At 66.0% G+C, this 14,058-nt stretch carries 11 protein-coding genes, 3 tRNA genes and 1 pseudogene; 6 read left to right on the forward strand and 9 right to left on the reverse strand.

Annotated features, from left to right (window positions below; translation table 11 throughout):
- Nucleotides 1-208: pseudogene (locus H162_RS34810) on the forward strand (IS110 family transposase); the annotation flags it as partial.
- A 22-nt stretch (nt 209-230) separates the two neighbouring features.
- Here H162_RS34810 and H162_RS0123110 read toward each other — a convergent pair.
- Both H162_RS0123110 and H162_RS0123115 read right to left on the reverse strand, forming a co-directional pair.
- Complete coding sequence (locus tag H162_RS0123110; RefSeq protein ID WP_020655864.1) at nt 231-1,349, reverse strand: AI-2E family transporter; 1,119 nt, start codon at nt 1,347-1,349, stop codon at nt 231-233.
- Nucleotides 1,346-1,801 (reverse strand): cyclic nucleotide-binding domain-containing protein, encoded by a 456-nt coding sequence (locus H162_RS0123115; RefSeq protein WP_020655865.1) that lies wholly within the window; start codon nt 1,799-1,801, stop codon nt 1,346-1,348. Before H162_RS0123115 ends, H162_RS0123110 begins: the two co-directional genes overlap by 4 nt.
- Nucleotides 1,802-2,073: 272 nt before the next feature.
- Here H162_RS0123115 and H162_RS0123120 point away from each other — a divergent pair, with 272 nt between their 5' ends.
- Nucleotides 2,074-3,243, forward strand: a complete 1,170-nt coding sequence (locus H162_RS0123120; protein ID WP_020655866.1) for a GGDEF domain-containing protein — start codon at nt 2,074-2,076, stop codon at nt 3,241-3,243.
- A gap of 185 nt (nt 3,244-3,428) precedes the next feature.
- Here the strand turns inward: H162_RS0123120 and H162_RS0123125 are convergent.
- From H162_RS0123125 to H162_RS0123135, 3 genes are all read right to left on the reverse strand, one after another.
- Nucleotides 3,429-3,505, reverse strand: a tRNA-Asp gene (locus H162_RS0123125).
- A gap of 74 nt (nt 3,506-3,579) precedes the next feature.
- Nucleotides 3,580-3,656 (reverse strand) — tRNA-Asp (locus tag H162_RS0123130).
- A 39-nt stretch (nt 3,657-3,695) separates the two neighbouring features.
- Nucleotides 3,696-3,771, reverse strand: a tRNA-Val gene (locus tag H162_RS0123135).
- A 342-nt stretch (nt 3,772-4,113) separates the two neighbouring features.
- On the opposite strand from H162_RS0123135, the gene H162_RS0123140 reads away from it, so the two are divergent.
- From H162_RS0123140 to H162_RS0123150, 4 genes are all read left to right on the forward strand, one after another.
- Nucleotides 4,114-6,339: a TonB-dependent receptor gene (locus H162_RS0123140; protein WP_020655867.1), complete on the forward strand. Its 2,226-nt coding sequence runs from the start codon at nt 4,114-4,116 to the stop codon at nt 6,337-6,339.
- A gap of 130 nt (nt 6,340-6,469) precedes the next feature.
- Nucleotides 6,470-6,670, forward strand: a complete 201-nt coding sequence (locus tag H162_RS34420; protein WP_156885767.1) for a hypothetical protein — start codon at nt 6,470-6,472, stop codon at nt 6,668-6,670.
- A gap of 25 nt (nt 6,671-6,695) precedes the next feature.
- The gene (locus H162_RS0123145) at nt 6,696-8,525 is read left to right on the forward strand and encodes a S8 family peptidase (protein WP_026354978.1); all 1,830 of its coding nucleotides are present in this window, start codon (nt 6,696-6,698) and stop codon (nt 8,523-8,525) included.
- 414 nt (nt 8,526-8,939) lie between these two features.
- The gene (locus H162_RS0123150) at nt 8,940-10,754 is read left to right on the forward strand and encodes a S8 family peptidase (protein WP_026354979.1); all 1,815 of its coding nucleotides are present in this window, start codon (nt 8,940-8,942) and stop codon (nt 10,752-10,754) included.
- A 63-nt stretch (nt 10,755-10,817) separates the two neighbouring features.
- Here H162_RS0123150 and H162_RS0123155 read toward each other — a convergent pair whose 3' ends face one another.
- The 4 genes from H162_RS0123155 to H162_RS0123170 all read right to left on the reverse strand — a co-directional run bounded on the left by H162_RS0123155 (nt 10,818) and on the right by H162_RS0123170 (nt 14,015).
- Complete coding sequence (locus H162_RS0123155) at nt 10,818-11,450, reverse strand: response regulator transcription factor (protein WP_020655870.1); 633 nt, start codon at nt 11,448-11,450, stop codon at nt 10,818-10,820.
- Between the two features lie 67 nt (nt 11,451-11,517).
- Nucleotides 11,518-12,009, reverse strand: coding sequence for an Ohr family peroxiredoxin (locus H162_RS0123160; protein ID WP_020655871.1), 492 nt, complete (start codon nt 12,007-12,009; stop codon nt 11,518-11,520).
- A gap of 4 nt (nt 12,010-12,013) precedes the next feature.
- The gene (locus tag H162_RS0123165) at nt 12,014-12,772 is read right to left on the reverse strand and encodes an SDR family oxidoreductase (RefSeq protein ID WP_020655872.1); all 759 of its coding nucleotides are present in this window, start codon (nt 12,770-12,772) and stop codon (nt 12,014-12,016) included.
- A gap of 220 nt (nt 12,773-12,992) precedes the next feature.
- Nucleotides 12,993-14,015, reverse strand: a complete 1,023-nt coding sequence (locus tag H162_RS0123170) for a LysR family transcriptional regulator (protein WP_020655873.1) — start codon at nt 14,013-14,015, stop codon at nt 12,993-12,995.
- Nucleotides 14,016-14,058 lie beyond the last annotated feature (43 nt).

Genomic DNA, 14,058 nt, shown 5'->3' on the forward strand with positions numbered 1-14,058 from the left:
GGGCCCGGCGCATCTGCGCAAGCTTCTGTACATGCCTGCTGTTGTGGCCAGGCGCTGCAACCCACACATCAAAGCCCTGAACGACCGGCTGCTTGCCAAAGGCAAGTCCAAGATGGCGGCTATCGGTGCAGCAATGCGCAAACTGGCGCACCTGTGCTTCGGCGTTGTCCACTCCGGCAAGCCCTACGACCCAGAATTTGCGATGTAGGGCTTGACGGTGAAGACGGTATCTACGTCAGATCCGCCGCCGCCTGCCTGGCCCGCAATGCCAGCGCATACCGGTGCCTTGCCCGCAGCCGCGGGTTGGTCACCAGCCGTCCCAGGGTCTCGCCGACCACCATCACCACGCCCAGCAGCGGCAGCACCAGCATCAGTCCCACCACCCCCGCCAGCATGCCGCCGGCGAAGATCATCAGGACCGTCACCAGCGGATGGATGTGCAGGCTGCGCCCCAGGGTCAGCGGCATGAACACGAAGTCGTCGAGCAGGCGCACCAGCACGAACACCCCGATCGCGCCGTAGGCCACCAGCGGATTGGCGGGCGCATCGGTCGAGGCCACGATCACCACCAGCACGCAGCCGGCCACCGAGCCGACGAAGGGTACCCAGGCCAGCACCGCCGAGATCAGGCCCAGCAGCAGGGGCGAGGACACGCCGATGGTCCACAGGCCGAGCGCCAGCACGGCCGTGTCGAGCACGGTCAGCTTGAGCAGGCCTTCGAAGTAGCGGCGCGCGGTCTGGTCCACTTCGTGCAGCAGGTAGAGCGCGCGCTCGAAGTAGGCATTGGGCACGGCGCGCGCCAGGAAGCGCTTGAAGCGCAGCCCGTCGCGCAGGAAGAAGAAGGTCAGGAAGGGCGCCAGCAGCAGGGACGGGACCCAGGTCGCCACGCCCACCAGGATCTCGCCCAGGTGTTCCTGCGCGAAGTCGTCGGTATAGGTGCGGAAGGCGCGGTTCACGCTCGAGGTCAGGTGCATCTCGGCCAGGAGCGGGAACCGCGCTTCCAGCAGGGTCATCGTGTTGTGCACGAAGGCCACGCCGCCGTCGAGGTAGAGGCCGATGGTCTTTTCCCAGGAGTCTTCTTCCGGTCCGCCGCCCCAGGCCATGGCCGCGGTCAGGGCCAGCGCCGCGAAGGCGGCGAACAGGGCGCACACCGACAGCGCGGCGGCATGGCGGCCGAAGCCGGCGCGCACCATGCGCTGCATGGGACCCAGCAGGATGTAGTGCAGCACGGTGCCGAAGATGAAGGGCAGGGCCAGCCACAGCATCTGCTGCACCACCAGCAGCAGCAGGCAGGTGGCGGCGATGATGCCGCTCCAGACCACCGGACCGGCGCTTTCCTCGTGGATCATAGGGCTTCCAGCTGGGGACGCCCGGTGCCCATCCACTCGCGCAGGCGGTAGCCGATGTGGCGCGCCAGCGCCAGCGAGATCTTGTAGCCGATCACGGCATCGGTTTCCAGCAGGGCCAGGAAGTCGGCGCGGAAGAAGACCGCCATCTCGCACGGCTCCAGCGCACGCGCCTGGGCATTGCGCGGCGAGTTGTCGAGCAGCGCCAGGTCGCCGAAGAAGCTGCCCGGCTCCAGTTCCGCCACCACCTGGGTGCTGCCTTCGTGCGCGCGGCTGATCAGCACCCGGCCGCTCATCAGGAGGTACAGGGCCTGGCCTTCCTCGCCTTCGTCGAAGACGATCTCGTCGGTCAGGTAGCGCCGCTCGTGCATCAGGCCATCGACGATCTTCAGCTCCAGCGGCGTCAGGGTGTTGAACAGCGTCGAATTCTTCAGGCGATGCAGACGCGGCGACATCCGAGGGGGCTTGAGAAAACCGAAAATCACGATCGCTCCAGTGCGGTCAACAATGTTGTTCGTTTGATTATCCCCGATCCCATTCCGCAACGCATCAATAATGCTGGGCAGGCGCCCGGCTGTGTGGCGCATTGTCCAATCGCCTCAACTGTGCGCCCCTTGCGGATCAAAAGCGTGTAACATAATTCTTATAGGAAACAGTTATTATCTTTATATTATCTGCCGCATGAACAGTGCGCGGCCGGACCATGCTTACCCACAAGGATGGGGCAGTGATCGATACGCATACTTTTCTGCTGGCGCTCGGGATCGGCAATATCGGATTCGCCATCCTCATGGCCGGCTACATCCATGGCGCGGCGCCCAGCGCCGGCCTGCGCCTGTGGATCTGGGCCCGGCTCGGCATGGGCCTCACCCAGCTGCTGTGCTGGAGCCGGCCCCACCTGGGCCTGCCGCTGCTCGACGGCCTGGAGGGCGTGGGCTGGATCCTGGCCGTGACGCTCGAGGTGGCGGCCTACTGCGTGTTCTTCGGATTCACGCGCTGGGGCCGGGTGCTGCTGCCGATCGCCGGACTGTCGCTGGCGATCATGGTGGCCGCCGGCAGCATGGGGGCGACGCGCGCGCAGCTGAGCGCCCTGGTCGCCGGCGTGGTCGCCATCTTCGCCGGCGCGATGGCGTGGATCCTGCTGCGGCCCCGCCACGATAGCGGCGCCGGCTGGCGCGCGCCGTCGCTGCTGCAGCGGATCATCGGCGTCAACGACGGGCTGTTCGCGCTGGCGGTCGCGCTGTGGGCTGCGACCTCCCTGGCGGGCGGACGCTCGGCCCATGCCATGCAGGCCTTCGCCTACCTGACCGGCTATCTCCTGATGATCGTGAACGGCTTCGGCTTCCTGCTGCTGTGCAAGCAGAAGGACGATGCGGAGATGGTGCGCCTGGCCACCACCGATTCCCTGACCGGCCTGCCCAACCGCCACGCCTTCCTCGAGCGGGCCGAGCACGCGCGCCTGGCGGCGCAGCGCCTGCGCCAGCCGCTGGCGCTGATGATGATCGACATCGACCACTTCAAGCAGCTCAACGACCGCTGGGGCCATGCCAGCGGCGACGAGGCGCTGGGCGTGTTCGCGCGCACCGCGCGCGAGGTGATGCGCGGGCACGAGACCATCGGCCGCCTGGGCGGCGAAGAGTTCGCGATGATCCTGCCGGGCGCCGCGATCGATGCCGCGGTCCAGGCCGCGCAGCGCCTGCGGCTCGCGGTGCGCAGCGCGACCGTCATCACCAGCGGGCCGGCGTACACGATGACGGTCAGCATCGGCGTGGTCGTGCTCGATCCGAACGAAGACCTCAGTACGGCGCTGGCGCGCGCCGACCATGCGCTGTATGCGGCCAAGCGCGATGGACGCGACCGTGTCGAAGTGGGGGAGCCGCAGCTGCGCCGCGCCTGAATATTGGAAGAGGAAAGCTTAACGGAAAAAGAAAAAGGGTCCGACGAATCGGACCCTTTTCCCTTGATGCTGGCGGAGCGGACGGGGCTCGCCGACGTTCCGCCGGCCGCGGTTTCCCTTGCAAGGGAAACCCTTCTCGCCCAAATCCGTCTTCCCCTCAGGGGAAAACTCCTGCATCTCAATGTTGGCGGAGCGGACGGGGCTCGAACCCGCGACCCCCGGCGTGACAGGCCGGTATTCTAACCAACTGAACTACCGCTCCGTTATTCTTCTTATTACTGCTTCAACCTACTTGAAAAAAAAGGGTCTGACGAATCAGACCCTTTTCTCTGATGCTGGCGGAGCGGACGGGGCTCGAACCCGCGACCCCCGGCGTGACAGGCCGGTATTCTAACCAACTGAACTACCGCTCCGTTTTATTCTGATCTTGCTTCATCAACCTTCCGAATGCTTGGTGGGCGCTGAGAGGGTCGAACTCCCGACCTAATCCTTGTAAGGGATCCGCTCTACCAACTGAGCTAAGCGCCCGCTCTCTCTTTCAGAGGTTTCTACTGACGTTTGTCATCACGTCCGAAGAGGCCCGAATTATAGAGGTTAGTTTTCGGAGTACGCAAGGGGTTTTCGAAAAAAAGAAAAAATCACACCCGGCATGTGGTGTGGAGAGTGTTGTAAATACGTGCACCGCATACATTTGCTTGCTCACTGGCATACACATCACGGAAAATACCGGCTTTGCCAAGCGGGCAACCTTGAGACATCGCCAAGATGCCGGTGCCCCCAGGACGGGCCATACCGTCCGCGCTGCCGACGGCGGCGTCATAAGAAGAGAGCGGAGACACCGGTTCTTTTTTACATCGTTAGGAAAATTCCATGATGAAGATGTCGAAGATGCACAAGCGTGTCATGAGCGCGCATGGCGCAATGCTGGCCCTGACCGCTGCGATGCCGATCGCTCCGGCGATCGCCCAGTCGGCCCAGAACGCCCCCGAACTGCAAACCGTGACCGTGACGGCGCAGCGCCGCACCGAGAACATCCGCGACGTGCCGGTGTCGGTCACCGCGCTCAAGGGCGAGAAGCTGGATGTCCTGATTTCCGGTGGCGAAGACATTCGCCTGCTGGCCGGCAAGGTGCCGAGCCTGAACGTGGAATCGTCGAACGGCCGTACCTTCCCGCGTTTCTACATCCGCGGCTACGGCAACACCGACTTCAACACCTTCGCATCGCAGCCGGTCTCGCTGGTCTACGACGACGTGGTGCAGGAAAACCCGATCCTGAAAGGCTACCCGATCTTCGACCTGGCCAGCGTCGAAGTGCTGCGCGGCCCGCAGGGCACGCTGTTCGGCCGTAACACCCCGGCCGGCGTGGTCAAGTTCGAATCCGAGAAGCCGAAGCTGGGCAAGGTCGAAGGCTACTACAACGCCTCGGCAGCCTCGCACTACACCGTGAATGTCGACGGCGCCGTCAACGTGCCGCTGTCGGACAAGTGGGCGATGCGCGTGTCGGCCACCGGCCAGCACCGCGACGAATACGTCGACAACTACAGCGACCTGGCGAAGACCCGCAAGACCTCCGAAGAAGACGGCTACAACGAACACGCCGAACGCGTCCAGTTCCTGTACCAGCCGGACAAGACCTTCAGCGCGCTGCTCAACGTGCACCAGCGCCAGACCAAGGGCAGCGCCCGCCTGTTCCGCGCCAACCTGATCAAGAAGGGCAGCAACACCTTCGCCGACGGCACCGACCTCGACTCGATCGTCACGAATGGCCAGAACTTCCAGACCCTGAAGTCGAACGGCGCCAACCTGCGCCTGACCTGGGACATCGGCGCGGTCAAGCTGTTCTCGATCACCGGCTACGAGCACGTCAGCGACTACTTCAGCCGCGGCGACATCGATGGCGGCACCCCGGCCGGCCCGGGCTTCATCCCGTTCCAAGTCGAAACCAGCGACTTCATCAGCGACCTCGACCAGTACACCCAGGAATTCCGCGCCGAGTCGCAGTACGCGGGCCCGTTCAACTGGCAGGCCGGCCTGTACTTCTTCGATGAAGACGTCACCGGCGGCAACGAAAACTTCAACAGCGACACCGGCGCGCGCACCACGCGCGTGCGCTCGACCCAGAAGAACGAAGCCTGGGCCGCGTTCGCGTCGGCGACCTACAACCTGACCCCGGACTGGACGATCCGCGGCGGCGTGCGCTACACCAAGGACGAGAAGGACTTGCGGACCGTGGAAGCGACCAACATCGTGCTGGTGGGCCCGGTGGTGCCGGTATCGGAAAGCAAGGACAAGATCAACTGGGACCTGTCGGCGACCTACAAGCTGACCAAGGACATCAACATCTACGGCCGTGCCGCGACCGGTTTCCGCGCGCCGAGTATCGCCGCCGCGTCGGAATTCTCGCCGCTCTCCGTGGCCAATGCGGAAACGATCAAGTCGTTTGAACTGGGCGTGAAGGCCGACCTGTTCGACCGCCGCGCACGCTCCTCGTTCTCGATCTACGACTACACCGTCAAGGACCAGCAGCTGACCGTGGTGGGCGGCAACACGAATGTCAACCGCCTGATCAATGCCGAGAAGACCAAGGGCAAGGGCGCCGAGTTCGACTTCGAAGCGGCCATCAGCACCGCCCTGCGCGTGAGCGCCGGCGCGAGCTACAACTACACCCAGATCCGCGACGGCAACCTGTCGGTCTTCAAGTGCGCACAGTGCACCGTGACCGATCCGCTGAACGCCGCCGGCCGCGTCGTCATCGACGGCAACCCGCTGCCGCAGGCGCCGCGCTGGACCGTGAACGCGACCGCCCGCTACGGCGTGCCGTTCCGTGACGGCGAACTGTACGTGTTCACCGACTGGTCGTACCGCAGCAAGATCAACTTCTTCCTGTACGAAGCCACCGAGTTCACCGGTGCTCCGCTGACCGAAGGCGGCCTGCGCGTCGGCTACATCTTCGGCAACGGCAAGTACGAAGTGGCTGCCTTCGGCCGCAACATCACCGACCAGCGCCGCATCACCGGCGCCATCGACTTCAACAACCTGACCGGCTTCACCAACGAGCCGCGCCAGTGGGGCATGCAGTTCAAGGGCAACTTCTGATCGCCTGAAGCTCAGCAGAAAGGCCGCGCACCGCGCGGCCTTTTTTTCGTCCAGCGCCGGCTCTGCATCGGTAACTAATTGATAATGATAGGTTTTTTGCCATCCGCCGGCATGGTAACCGAAGTGTGACATGCATTATTTTGTGTCTTTAACGTTTTCCCAAAGAAACGATGTTTTTGAAAAAAAGCCGCTTCTCGGTGTGGCGAATACACCGAATCCAATAGGTTTTTTCCTGCGTCCACTCTTCCTTTCACGTTACTCTGCACCCGCCGCTTTTCAGACGGCACCGGCCATGCCGGTCATAAACGCACAGGCGACCCCATTTGCCTGACGGAAAACCAACGTAAGGAAGAACCATGAAGCGAACGCATTCCATTCGCCCGGCCATGTTGAACATCTGCGCCGCCATGTCCCTCGCAGCAGCCTCGGTCTCGGCCGTCGCCGGCGTCGGCGACGACGCGCAGTCGCAGGGCCAGCAATTCATCCTCGACACTGACCGCATCATCGTGAAGTACAAGGATTCGCAGCCAGCCGCCAAGGGCATGCTGGCGCGCGCCGCCGCCATGACGGCCGACCGCAAGGCCCGCCTCGACCGCGCAGGCCAGCAGTTCGGCATGATCATGCGCGAGAGCCACACCATTACGACCGGCGCCCAGGTGTTCAAGCTCGAGCGCAGGCAGCGCCTGCAGGACCTGCGGGCGCTGGCCGCCGAAATGAAGGCGCGCGACCCGTCGATCGAATACGCGGAACCGGATCTCATCATGACCCACATGGCGACCGCGAACGATCCGCAATACACCAACCAGTGGCACTACTTCGACGCCACCGGCGGCCTGCGCCTGCCGGCGGCCTGGGACAAGTCGACCGGCAGCGGCGTGGTCGTGGCGGTGATCGATACCGGCTACCGTCCGCACGCCGACCTGAGCGGCCAGTTCCTGCCGGGTTACGACTTCATCAGCACCACCAGCATCGCCAACGACGGCAACGGCCGCGACAGCGATGCGAGCGATCCGGGCGACGCGGTCGTGGCCGGCGAATGCGGCAACGGCCAGCCGACCAATGACCAGTCGTCGAGCTGGCACGGCACCCACGTGGCCGGCACCATCGCCGCGCGCACCAACAACAGCGTCGGCGTCGCCGGCGTGGCCTACAACGCCAGGATCGTGCCGGTGCGCGTGCTCGGCAAGTGCGGCGGCTACACCTCCGACATCGCCGACGCGATCACCTGGTCGTCGGGCGGCACCGTGTCGGGCGTGCCGGCGAACGCCAACAAGGCGCGCGTGCTGAACCTGTCGCTGGGCGGCGCCGGCACCTGCAGCGCGACCACCCAGAACGCGATCAACGGCGCCCGCTCGCGCGGCGCGGTGGTAGTGGTGGCGGCCGGTAACTCGAACACCAATGTCAGCAACTCGAATCCGGCCAACTGCTCGGGCGTGATCGCGGTCGCGGCCACCGGCAAGACCGGCGGCCGCGCCTCGTACTCGAACTACGGCACCCTGATCGACGTGGCGGCGCCGGGCGGCAGCAGCGGCTACGGCGTGCTGTCGACCCTGAACTCGGGCCAGAAAGCCCCGGCATCGGACAGCTACGCCTACTACCAGGGCACGTCGATGGCGACCCCGCACGTGGCCGGCGTGGCCGCGCTGATGCTGTCGGTGAAATCGGCCCTGACCCCGGACGAGGTGGAAAGCAAGCTGAAGTCGTCGGCGCGCGCCTTCCCGGCCACCTGCTCGGGCTGCGGCGCCGGCATCGTGGACGCGGCGGCGGCGGTCAATGCGGCCCTCGGCACCGCCACCACCCCGCCTCCGCCCGCGGGACCGACCCTGGCCGAGAGCGAGTCGAACAACTCGATGTACTCGGCTGACCGGGTGAGCACCAGTGGCACCAGCGTGACCGGCAACATCGGCGGCACCAGCGACACCGACTACTTCCGTGTCGATCTGCCAGCCGGCAAGACGCTGAGCGCGACCTTGAGCGCGGGCAGCAGCTCCGCCGACTACGACCTGTACGTGTACAACAGCGCAGGCACGACGCTGGGCCGGGGCGAGAACGACGCCGGCATGACCGACAGCGTCAGCTCGGCCAACACCGCGAGCGTGGCCTCGAGCCGCTTCGTGCGCATCGTGTACCGCAGCGGCGGCACCGGCGCGACCAACGGCAAGTACACCCTCAAGCTGGGCTGGTAAGCCGGAGTTGTTGCCGTTTACGGCAAGCTGGAAAGGCCGCGCATTGCGCGGCCTTTTTTTCGTCCGGCGCAAGCGCGTACGCTGCGAACTCATCGTCCAGGGCGCAAAAACCAGAAGTATGACAAGAACGATTGTCCGAAAATTACAGATTTTGAACAGCAGGTACGCGCTGCCGATGTAAATGTGGCAGCAAAGATTCTGTACTTTTAACGCTTTTCCGAAGAAACCATGTTTTTGCAAAAACGGGGGTTTTGGGTGTGGTGAATACAACGAATTCGATTGGAATTTTCCAACGTTCACTCTTCCTTTCGCGCTACGCTGCTCCAGCCGCTTTCAGACGGCACCGGCAATGCCGGTACACAACGACACAGGCGAGATCATCCGCCTGACGGAAACTAAACATAAGGAAGAACCATGAAGCAATCGCATTCGTATCGTCCGGTAATGTTGAAAATCTGTGCAGCAGTATCCCTCGCAGTGGCGTCGGTCTCGGCCGTCGCGGGCGTGGGCAACAGCGAGCAGCCCCGGGGCCAGCAGTTCGTCCTGGAGACTGACCGCATCATCGTGAAGTACAAGGATTCGCAGCCGGCCGCCAAGGGCATGCTGGCGCGCGCCGCCGCCATGACGGCCGACCGCAAGGGCCGCCTCGACCGCGCAGGCCAGCAGTTCGGCCTGGTCGTGAGCGAGAGCCACACCATCTCGACCGGCGCCCAGGTGTTCAAGCTGGGCCGCAAGCAGCGCCTGCAGGACGTCGAAGCGCTGGCCGCCGAAATGAAGGCGCGCGACCCGTCGATCGAATACGCGGAACCGGACCGCATCATGACCCACATGGCGACCGCGAACGATCCGCAGTACACCAACCAGTGGCACTACTTCGACGCCACCGGCGGCCTGCGCCTGCCGACGGCCTGGGACAAGTCGACCGGCAGCGGCGTGGTCGTGGCCGTGATCGATACCGGCTACCGCCCGCACACCGACCTGAGCGGCCAATTCCTGCAGGGCTATGACTTCATCAGCAGCGCCACCATCGCCAACGACGGCAACGGCCGCGACAGCGATGCGAGCGATCCGGGCGACGCGATCGTCGCCGGCGAATGCGGCGGCGGCCAGCCGGTGCAGAACCAGTCGTCCAGCTGGCACGGCACCCACGTGGCCGGCACCATCGCCGCGCGCACCAACAACAGCGTCGGCGTCGCCGGCGTCGCCTACAACGCCAGGATCGTGCCGGTGCGCGTGCTCGGCAAGTGCGGCGGCTACACCTCCGACATCGCCGACGCGATCACCTGGTCGTCGGGCGGCACCGTGTCGGGCGTGCCGGCGAACGCCAACAAGGCGCGCGTGCTGAACCTGTCGCTGGGCGGCGGCGGCACCTGCGATGCGACCACCCAGAACGCGATCAACGGCGCCCGCTCGCGCGGCGCGGTGGTGGTGGTGGCGGCCGGTAACTCGGCCACCAACGTCAGCAACTCGAGCCCGGCGAACTGCTCGGGCGTGGTCGCGGTCGCGGCCACCGGCAAGACCGGCGGCCGCGCCTCGTACTCGAACTACGGCACCCTGATCGACGTGGCGGCGCCGGGCGGCGATGGCGCCAACGGCGTGCTGTCGACCCTGAACTCGGGCACCGGCGCGCCGGCGTCGGACAACTACGCCTACTACCAGGGCACCTCGATGGCGACCCCGCACGTGGCCGGCGTGGCCGCGCTGATGCTGGCGGTGAACACCAACCTGACTCCGGACGACATCGAAGCGAAGCTGAAGTCGACCGCGCGCGCCTTCCCGGCCAGCTGCTCGGGTTGCGGCACCGGCATCGTGGACGCGACCGCGGCGGTCGATTCGGCCAGCACCGTCACGCCGCCGGGACCGACCGTGAACGAGACCGAGTCGAACAACACGACCGGCACCGCCAACCTGGTCGGCACCACGGGCACGACCGTGAACGGCGCCATGGGCAGCACCAGCGACACCGATTACTTCCGTGTCGACTTGCCGGCCGGCAAGACGCTGAGCTCGGTCCTGACCCCGGGTTCGGGTACCGCCGACTACGACCTGTACGTGTACAACAGCGCGGGCACCCAGCTGGGCAAGAGCGAGAACGGCGCCGGCGTGGCCGATACCGTCAACTCGGCCAACACCGGCAGCACCACGGCGACCCGCTATGTGCGCGTGGTGTACTACAGCGGCGGCACTGGCGCCACCAACGGCAAGTACACCCTCAAGCTGACCTGGTAAGGGTTGCCGGCAACGGCAGTGCGACATGAAACACGCGGCTCCGGCCGCGTGTTTTTTTGACGGCTAGCGCATCCCGGATCCGAGGCCGGTGCCCGGCGCGCCGTGGCGACCCGGCGTGATCAGGCCGCGCTGCGCGGCGACCACCACGGCATGGGTCCGCGCCTTCGCGTCCAGCTTCACCATCACGCCTTTCACATGGGTCTTGACCGTGCCCACGCCGATGCCGAGCCGGCGCGCGATCTGCTTGTTGCAGCAGCCTTCCGCCAGCAGTTGCAGGACATCGGACTGGCGCCCGGTCAGGGTCGAGCGGCGCAGACTGTCGGCCACGCGCGCCGCAATCGGATCGCTCAGGTAGCACTCCCCGTCCAGCAGGAGGCGCACCGCCTTCACCAGCTCCTGGGCGCTGCACGACTGCAGGAGGTAGCCGCGCACGCCGCTCGAGATCGCGGTATGGACATCCCACTCCTTCTCCAGGGGCGTGACGATCAGCACCGGAATCCTGTTGCCATGGCGGCGGGCCAGCTCGACACCGCCGGCATGGTCGGCGATCAGCACCCTGGCGTGGGAGCGCAGCCCGGGGTCGCGCGAATCGAGCGTCACGCGCCATTCGCCATGCTCGGCGAGAAAGGCATGCAGCCCTGCGCACATGGCCGGATCGGCATGGGCGATGTGGATAGGAAAGTTCTGGAATTGCATCATATCTCCTCAAAATTGCGTCCATCGGCCTGGTCCCGGCCAAACTTGTGTTGGCGGCCAGGGCCGCTCAGAGCAGGGAGATGGTGCCCACCGCGCCGTGGCGCGTCATCTTGGTGTAGGGGCACAGGCGTTCGGCGTTGCGCACCAGGCCTTCGGCCACGCGGCGCTCCACGCCGGGCAGCGCGATGCGCACGTCCGTGGTCAGCATGTACAGGCCATCCATCGGATCGCGTCCGAACGCCACCTGGACATCGACGCGCGCGGCCGGGATCTCCAGGCCGACGCGCGTCGCAAGCATGTGGAGCGCGCCATGGAAGCAGGCGCCATAGGCGGCGGCGAACAGCTGCTCCGGATTGGTGCCGCTCCCGGGTCCGCCCAGCTCTCCCGGCAGGCGCAGCTCGACCTCGAGTTGCCCGTCGTCCGAGCGCGCCACTCCCGATGCCCGCGCATGGCCGCTTTCGCCTCCGGTGACCGTGACCGTGGTGCGGTACAGTTCCTGGAACTGCTCGCCGCGGTAGCGGCTCAGCAGGATGTCGGGAGGCGGCTTGAGCGGGCTCATTGATTTACGCCTTGGCGGCCTGTTGCTGTTGCAGCCAGCTGTCGAGGCGCGTCGCGCCCAGGCGCGCGTTGGGGCCGGGCACCAGCGTGTCATCCTCCAGCAGGGCGCCGAAGTAGCGCGAGCCGGCGTCTTCCACCACTTCACGCTGGTCGCCGGTCGTGCGCAGGTATTGGCGCACCAGCTCGGTCATGGGCATGCGGTCCGGACCGGCGATCTCGACCACGCCGTTGACCGGCGCGCCGAGGGTGTAGTCGGCCATCGCCTGCGCCACGTCATCGGAGACGATCGGCTGGATGTTGGCCTTCGACAGGTGCACGGTATTGCCCTGGGCGCCAGACTGGGCGATCCCGCCGATGAATTCGAAGAACTGGGTCGAGTGCACGATGGTGTAGGGCATGCCCGACTCGCGGATCAGTTTCTCTTGCAGGATCTTGCCGCGGAAGTAACCGCTCTCGGCCAGGCGGTCGGTGCCGACCACCGACAGCGCCACGTGGTGCTTGACGCCGGCGGCGGCTTCGGCGGCCAGCAGGTTGCGGCCCGAGGCGCCGAAGAAATCGAGCACCGCCTGGTCTTCGAAGGAGGGCGAATTGGCGAGGTCGACCACGATGCTGGCGCCGGCCAGCGCCTCCGCCAGGCCTTCGCCGGTGACCGTGTTCACACCGGTCGCGGGCGAGGCGGCCAGGACTTCGTGGCCGCGCTCGCGCAGGATGGCGCAGGTTTTGCTGCCGATCAGGCCAGTGCCGCCGATGACGACGATTTTCATGATGTGTTCCCTGTTGAGTGGTCCGGGCTGCCTGTCCGCGCCTCGTCTGGCGGAATGCGCCGGACCGGGCCCGTGCTCCAGTACGTCTGGAGTGCCGCTTGCGGAAATCGCAATGGAATCAGTGTAGGCAGCGCGTCCGGCGCGCACTAGATACGCGGAGGGCTGCACATTGTTGTGCGCCGCGCACCAATCGCCGGGGCTGCGTGCGCCGGCGCGGCGCTCAGTCCAGGCCGAACCCGTCCAGGTACTGCAGGTCGAGCGCGCGCACCTGGACCGTCATGTAGTCGACGAAGACCCGGATCCGCGACGGCAGGTGGCGCCGGCTCTGGTAGCAGATGTAGTGGCCGCGGTCGTCCGGCGCATAGGGCAGCAGGCAGGCCTGCAGCCGTCCTTCGCGCAGGTGGTCGCCCACCTGGTAGCCGGCCATCTGGGCCAGGCCTTCGCCGTCCAGCACCGCGCGCAGCACCAGGTCGGCATCGTTGAAGCTGAGCGAGGCCCTGGGCAGCATGCGCTGGACCTGGCCGCCGATCTTGAACTCCCATTCGTACATGCGCCCCGAGGCGAGCCGGAAGTTGATGCAGCGGTGCAGGCCGAGTTCCTCGATGCTCTCGGGCATGCCGTGCGCGGCGACATAGTCCGGCGCGGCGCACAGCAGCATCTGCATCGGGATCAGCTGCTTGGCGATGACCTGGCTGTCGTCGAGCCGGCCATTGCGGAACGAGACGTCGATGCGGTCGGCGATGAAGTCGGTCGGCCCGTCGTCCAGCACCAGGTCGACGCCGATCTCGGGGTAGCGTTCGCGGAAGCCGCGCAGCAGCGGCGCCACCACCTTGCGTCCGAACCCGACCGTCGCACAGACGCGCAGCTGGCCGCGCGGCGGGCCGGAGCGCAGTTCCTGCATCTCCTCGACCGCCTGCACGATGCGCTCGACCCCGGGCTTGCAGTTCTCGTAGAACAGTTCGCCTTCGCCGGTCAGCGAGGTGCTGCGCGTGGTGCGCAGGAACAGGCGCGTGTCCAGCTGCGCCTCCAGCTTCTGCACGCTGCGGCTGACCGCCGAGCGTCCGATGCCGAGCCGCTCGGCCGCCTTCGCGAAACTTCCTTCGTGCACCACCGCAATGAAGGCCAGCACGCCGGCATAGGTGGTCGCGAAACTCGAAGCGAGCGCATCGCCGCGCTCGCGTGGCGCTACCCCCGCAAGCGGCGCCGGGGTGCTCCTGGGGGCGTGGGTTGCTGTAGCCTCCATGGACATCCTTTCCTGATGCGCCGCTCATCGGTGGCTTATGCCA

The sequence above is a fragment of the Massilia niastensis DSM 21313 genome (genome assembly GCF_000382345.1).
GTDB lineage: Bacteria > Pseudomonadota > Gammaproteobacteria > Burkholderiales > Burkholderiaceae_D > Telluria > Telluria niastensis.

Coding starts and splice junctions, on each gene's coding strand:
- H162_RS0123160 (WP_020655871.1), bottom strand. CDS start 12,009: ATGAGCCCGCTCAAGCCGCCTCCCGACATCCTGCTGAGCCGCTACCGC.
- H162_RS0123115 (WP_020655865.1), bottom strand. CDS start 1,801: ATGTCGCCGCGTCTGCATCGCCTGAAGAATTCGACGCTGTTCAACACC.
- H162_RS0123155 (WP_020655870.1), bottom strand. CDS start 11,450: ATGCAATTCCAGAACTTTCCTATCCACATCGCCCATGCCGATCCGGCC.
- H162_RS0123140 (WP_020655867.1), top strand. CDS start 4,114: ATGATGAAGATGTCGAAGATGCACAAGCGTGTCATGAGCGCGCATGGC.
- H162_RS0123150 (WP_026354979.1), top strand. CDS start 8,940: ATGAAGCAATCGCATTCGTATCGTCCGGTAATGTTGAAAATCTGTGCA.
- H162_RS0123165 (WP_020655872.1), bottom strand. CDS start 12,772: ATGAAAATCGTCGTCATCGGCGGCACTGGCCTGATCGGCAGCAAAACC.
- H162_RS0123170 (WP_020655873.1), bottom strand. CDS start 14,015: ATGGAGGCTACAGCAACCCACGCCCCCAGGAGCACCCCGGCGCCGCTT.
- H162_RS0123145 (WP_026354978.1), top strand. CDS start 6,696: ATGAAGCGAACGCATTCCATTCGCCCGGCCATGTTGAACATCTGCGCC.
- H162_RS0123110 (WP_020655864.1), bottom strand. CDS start 1,349: ATGATCCACGAGGAAAGCGCCGGTCCGGTGGTCTGGAGCGGCATCATC.
- H162_RS34420 (WP_156885767.1), top strand. CDS start 6,470: ATGCATTATTTTGTGTCTTTAACGTTTTCCCAAAGAAACGATGTTTTT.